The following is a 3,396-nucleotide window of genomic DNA, read 5'->3' as shown; positions in this document are numbered from 1 at the left end:
GTATTTTTTATTTAATTACAAGATAAAAAAATATAATTACAGGATAAAAATATAATTTTTATTTGAAAGTGTGTTATATTAAAAAAAATACTAAGGAGGAAATTTTAATTTGAAAAGCATAGGAAAAATATTAGTAATCTCATTATTAATAATAATTTTATTATTTGGAACAATGTTTGTAGGAGTTTATAAATTGATTAAACTTCAAAAAGAAAATGAAGTTAAAAATGAAATACAAGGAGGTTTTCCTTATAATGTAGAATTTGAAGATTACAATATAAAAATAAATTCAGCAAATACATATGAGGATTATATATTATTTGATTATTTAATAACTAAAAAAGATGGTTCAGATATAAAAGAAGAAAATATCGGTATTACTGGTTCAGCAGATTTTCCTGATAAAACATTCTTTGTTTCTCCTGTAGATATATTAACAGCAGATGGAAAAGAAATACATATTATCCAACTAGGAAACATTATTGCTAGAACAAATAAAATAGAACCTGTTAAATATATTTTTAATATTTCTACAAGAAAGCCAGATGAAACATATGTACAAAAAGAAATTAAAACAAAAGAAAAATTTAATTTAACAACAGAAAATTATCAAATTTTAAATAAAAATATAAAATTTAATAATATTGATTTTAATATTATTAGTTTAGCTAATTTTAAATTTGGTTCATTGCTTTATCTTTTTACAGAAAACATAAATGAGAAAACATGTAAAGAGATTATGAAAAATTTTAGTATAAAATTAAAAAGCAAAACTTTTGAGCAAATATATACTTTAGAAGAAGCTGGTGGTTTTTATGATATGCCTATAAAAAAATTTAGTAAAATAGATAGAAAATATAATCCTAATTCTCAATATGATCAATTTTATATATCAAAGATGTTTTACAATATAAATGATGTAGATAGAAATAATATGCAAATTTATTTAGTTAATAATATAAGTAATGAAGAAATTCAAATTTTTTAATTTTAAATTTAAAGCAATACTTAGAATTACTTTAGTATTATATAATCTATATTTTATAAAAATAATGTCTTATATAACTTTAGTATATTGAGGTACTTATTAAGGGGGTACGAATGAAGAATTTTTTAAAACATATGATAATTCCTATGGCTATAATTTCAAGTATACCGTCTTTAGGATTATTTTTCTATTGGATAACTCAACGAAAGGATTTATTAGCAACAAGTATATTTATATATTTTGGATTAGCAATTGGTAATATAGTAAATTATTTTTATAAGCATAAATCTGATAGTAACAATTCTTAAAGATGAAACTGAATATCATCTTATAGTAGCAAAGTGTAAAAAATTAACAAAAGCTGTAAACTCTATAATAAATCAAATTTAAATTGATAAAAATAAAAAAATAATAACATCCAAACATATATAGAAGTAGTTACTTTTTTTAGATAGAATAATTTAGATGAAGTCCAAAACATCAAGAGTATGGAAAGCGACCATACTAGAAATGTGCACTTGCAATAGGTTTTGGTTTATTAACGATAGTTATAACAATTATTAAATTTAAGGTGGAGAGAATTATGAATATTAAAATAAGAAGAGAAGAACCAAAAGATTATAGAAAAGTTGAAGAAGTTGCTAGAGAGGCGTTCTGGAATTTATATTTTCCAGGTGCATCAGAGCATGTAGCAGTAAACAAGTTAAGAAAAGATAAAGACTTTATACCAGAACTTACGTATGTAATAGAAGTAGATGGAGAAATTATAGGAGCTATATTTTATTCTCATTCTAAGGTTGTATCAGAAGATGGTACAGAGCATAAGACAATTAGCTTTGGTCCAGTATTTATATTACCTACTATGCATAGAAAGGGACTTGGAGGTAAGTTAATTACTTACTCTATAAAAGAAGCTAAAAAGCTAGGGTATAAAGCTATAACTACATTAGGATATTCTTATCACTATGAGCCATATGGATTTTTAGGTGGTAAAAAATATGGCATTTCAATGCCTGATGGTAAGTTCTATAAAGGCTTATTAGTATTACCACTTTATGAAGGAGCTCTTGATAATATTTCAGGATATGCAGTTTTTTCTAATGCTCTTGAACCTAGTGAAGATGAGATTGAAAAATTTGATAAAACTTTTCCTTACAAAGAAAAGAAAGTACAAGAAAGTCAAAGAGAATTTGAAGTTGCTTCAAGTATGCTCGATGAGTAGATGTAAAAAATAAAACTAAAAATTAAAGTAAATAATAAATTTCTTTATATGAATACCTATGAGATAAAGGAAATTTAGAATTAATTAAAGAATTACTGTATTATATTAATATAAATAGTAATGAATAATAATATTATTTTGCTTTATATTGGAGGTGTTTATGGGTATATTTTTTGAGTTGATAGGTGAATTTTTTATTGACTGTTGTATTGAAAGAGCTAATAATAAAAAAATTAATATTATGCATAGAATAATTAGTTTATCTTTTTTAACCCTTATTTATAGTGGAGCAATAGTATTATTTGTAACTTTAATTTTTAATAGTCATAATGTAGTTGCTAAAATATTAGATGCTTCAATATCAATTATATTTTTTTTATTTATTGCAAGATTATGGTGGAAGGTATTTAAACGTAAATAGAAAATGAAATTAAAGTAATTATAAGAGCTTTCAGAAATGAAGGTTCTTTTTATTTTACTTAGAAAGTTCTTAATTGACATATGTCATATTAGATTAGTTAATTATTAATTTGTAGAAATTTGTTGAAAATTGTTTAAACTTATATAAGTATGGTATGATAAAATAGGAGGTGAATATAAATGAGTATAGAAGAGTCTCTTATAAAAATGTTAAATGAAAAAGAACTGAAAGAAAAATATGAATATATAGGAAATTATGAATATACTAATTATGGGTTTAACTTTATAGTAGAAATGAAGTTTAAACCTTATGTTAATCAAACAACGTTTGCTAATGGATATATACAAGGGAATAGAGTATATGTAACTAAAGCAAATTTAGAAAATGCTAGATTTTTATTATCAAAGTTAATTAAGTAAGTAGTTATAAGAACTTTCAGAAATGAAGGTTCTTTTTATTTTAGTATCAGATATAAAATATATCATTCTAACTATAGATTGTGCTAATTTAGAATCATGTAATCTTATAAAAAGTGTAATTTTGAATTGTTTGAAAAAAGAACTCCAATTTATTTAGTAGTTAATTATACTGATTATTGTATCTAAAGTTAATGGGTTAAGTTTTAATAAACAGGAAGTTTACATAATAAAAAAGTATTTAGATGGAGAAGAAATTAGTAAATATACCTATAGAAAAGTTAATAATAAATTAGCCATGGTCTGTAGAAGGAGATAAGAATGTTAATTAATAATATAGATATTCCTA

5 protein-coding genes are annotated in these 3,396 nt (G+C 22.7%); all 5 read left to right on the top strand.

Annotated elements, in window-relative coordinates:
• Nucleotides 1-109: 109 nt before the first annotated feature.
• The 5 genes from GBZ86_RS14000 to GBZ86_RS13980 all read left to right on the top strand — a co-directional run bounded on the left by GBZ86_RS14000 (nt 110) and on the right by GBZ86_RS13980 (nt 3,050).
• On the top strand, nt 110-988 hold the full coding sequence (locus GBZ86_RS14000) for a hypothetical protein (RefSeq protein ID WP_152891673.1): 879 nt from the start codon (nt 110-112) through the stop codon (nt 986-988).
• 113 nt (nt 989-1,101) lie between these two features.
• Nucleotides 1,102-1,296 (top strand): hypothetical protein, encoded by a 195-nt coding sequence (locus GBZ86_RS13995; RefSeq protein ID WP_152891671.1) that lies wholly within the window; start codon nt 1,102-1,104, stop codon nt 1,294-1,296.
• Between the two features lie 275 nt (nt 1,297-1,571).
• Complete coding sequence (locus GBZ86_RS13990; RefSeq protein WP_152891670.1) at nt 1,572-2,210, top strand: GNAT family N-acetyltransferase; 639 nt, start codon at nt 1,572-1,574, stop codon at nt 2,208-2,210.
• Nucleotides 2,211-2,370: 160 nt separating this feature from the next.
• A complete protein-coding gene (locus tag GBZ86_RS13985; protein WP_152891668.1) occupies nt 2,371-2,631 on the top strand; it encodes a hypothetical protein in 261 nt (86 codons plus the stop codon).
• 179 nt (nt 2,632-2,810) lie between these two features.
• Nucleotides 2,811-3,050: a hypothetical protein gene (locus GBZ86_RS13980; RefSeq protein WP_152891666.1), complete on the top strand. Its 240-nt coding sequence runs from the start codon at nt 2,811-2,813 to the stop codon at nt 3,048-3,050.
• The last annotated feature ends 346 nt before the right edge of the window (nt 3,051-3,396 follow it).

Source organism: Clostridium tarantellae, from assembly GCF_009295725.1.
Lineage (GTDB): Bacteria > Bacillota > Clostridia > Clostridiales > Clostridiaceae > Sarcina > Sarcina tarantellae.
This window is presented reverse-complemented; position numbering and strand designations above follow the sequence as displayed.